Genomic DNA, 1,368 nt, shown 5'->3' with positions numbered 1-1,368 from the left:
TGCCCGCCATCGGCGGCCCGATGATCACCGCCGGTGGCGTCGCCTTCCTGGGGGCCGCAGTCGACGACTACCTGCGCGCCTACGACCTGACATCGGGCAAGCAGCTGTGGCAGGCGCGGCTGCCGGCCGGCGGGCAATCGACGCCGATGACCTATACGGTCGCCGACGGCCGCCAGTTCGTGGTCATCGTCGCCGGCGGCCACGGTTCGGTCGGCACCAAGCCTGGTGACTATGTGATGGCCTACGCGCTGCCGAAGTAGGGGCGACAGGGTAACGCGATCTTTCAGAGGTCGCGCCGCCCCTCATCTGTGCCGGTATCTTTTCCCCGCATAGTGACGGGGAAAAGTGCCCGACTGGGCGATGAGGGGCGGGAAATCTTCCGATCGGCCCGTTGTCGATCAGCCAATCCCCAAATGACCCTTCAGGCTGGGCACCGAGCCGAGCACCTTGTTGGTCAGGTCGGGGCCGGCGGCGGCTTCGGCCTGCTGGATCAGCGTCGCGCCGGCCTTCTGGATCTGCGCCATGTCGAGCCCGGATGCCTTGAGCGCGGCGATGCCGTTGATCAGCGCGCCGGCCTTCTCGCCGAGAACGCCGCCAAGCGCGCCCTGCAACGACGACAGAAAACCGCCACCGCCGGCCGGAGCGGCGGCCATGACGTCATATTGATGGGCGAGGTCGTCGGCGCCGGGGATCCTGGCGAAGAACGCCGAGGCGCTGGTGCCTTCCGCCTCGTGTTCGAGCACCGAGAAAATGGTGCCGACGACTTTCTCCGTCGTCGCCTGGTCGAGGCCCGCCTTCTGCGAAACGGTGTTGACGATGTCCTGGACGTTCATGGCGTCACCTCAACCCTGGGTTTTCGTGTTGCGGTTCCGCTCAGTGCGGACCCTGATCAACGATAGTCTGCCTGCATTCACAACTATCGAGCGTAGGGCCAAAGCGGCGGCCCCCGCAAGGACGACCGCGCTGGCGAGGATCGGGGAAGGCATGGTCATGGTCTCGCTTCCTTCTGGGTCTGAGGCACGCGGTCAAGATACCGTCGATAGCCACCTTCCTTCACGATTGTGGCAGCGCCAGCAGGATTTATCGCCAATGACTAAAAAGTGATGACACGGCCGCGCATGGGCACCGGCTTTGCTGCCCGGACGTGGCCGGCGGCATACGCCTGAGGCGATCGACGGCAGCGATGAGTGCTCGACTGGATCATGCCGGCTTGGTCCCTATGTAGCTGGGAATTGAAGCCCGAAGCAGAGGAGCCCATCCATGACGAGACCCGACGCCAAGCCCACCATCACCCAGGCGATGATCGACGCCTATGACGAGTACACGCATCTGACGCTCGATCGCCGCCGGTTCATGGAGCAGTTGACC

General features: G+C 64.8%; 2 protein-coding genes and 1 pseudogene. 2 read left to right on the top strand and 1 reads right to left on the bottom strand.

Features of this window, described 5'->3' with window-relative positions; translation table 11 throughout:
- Positions 1–260, top strand: a 260-nt coding sequence (locus EN925_RS36010) for a PQQ-binding-like beta-propeller repeat protein (RefSeq protein WP_164894664.1), incomplete at its 5' end; no start/stop codon positions are given.
- 138 nt (positions 261–398) lie between these two features.
- Here EN925_RS36010 and EN925_RS36005 read toward each other — a convergent pair.
- Complete coding sequence (locus EN925_RS36005; protein WP_127368749.1) at positions 399–833, bottom strand: hypothetical protein; 435 nt, start codon at positions 831–833, stop codon at positions 399–401.
- Between the two features lie 427 nt (positions 834–1,260).
- On the opposite strand from EN925_RS36005, the pseudogene EN925_RS35995 reads away from it, so the two are divergent.
- Positions 1,261–1,368, top strand: a pseudogene (locus EN925_RS35995) (dienelactone hydrolase family protein); the annotation flags it as partial.

The organism is Mesorhizobium sp. M7A.F.Ca.US.006.04.2.1, from assembly GCF_004022915.1.
GTDB classification, from domain to species: Bacteria; Pseudomonadota; Alphaproteobacteria; order Rhizobiales; family Rhizobiaceae; genus Mesorhizobium; species Mesorhizobium ciceri.
Note: the sequence above shows the minus strand (reverse complement) of the source record. Positions and strands in the feature narration are given on the sequence as shown.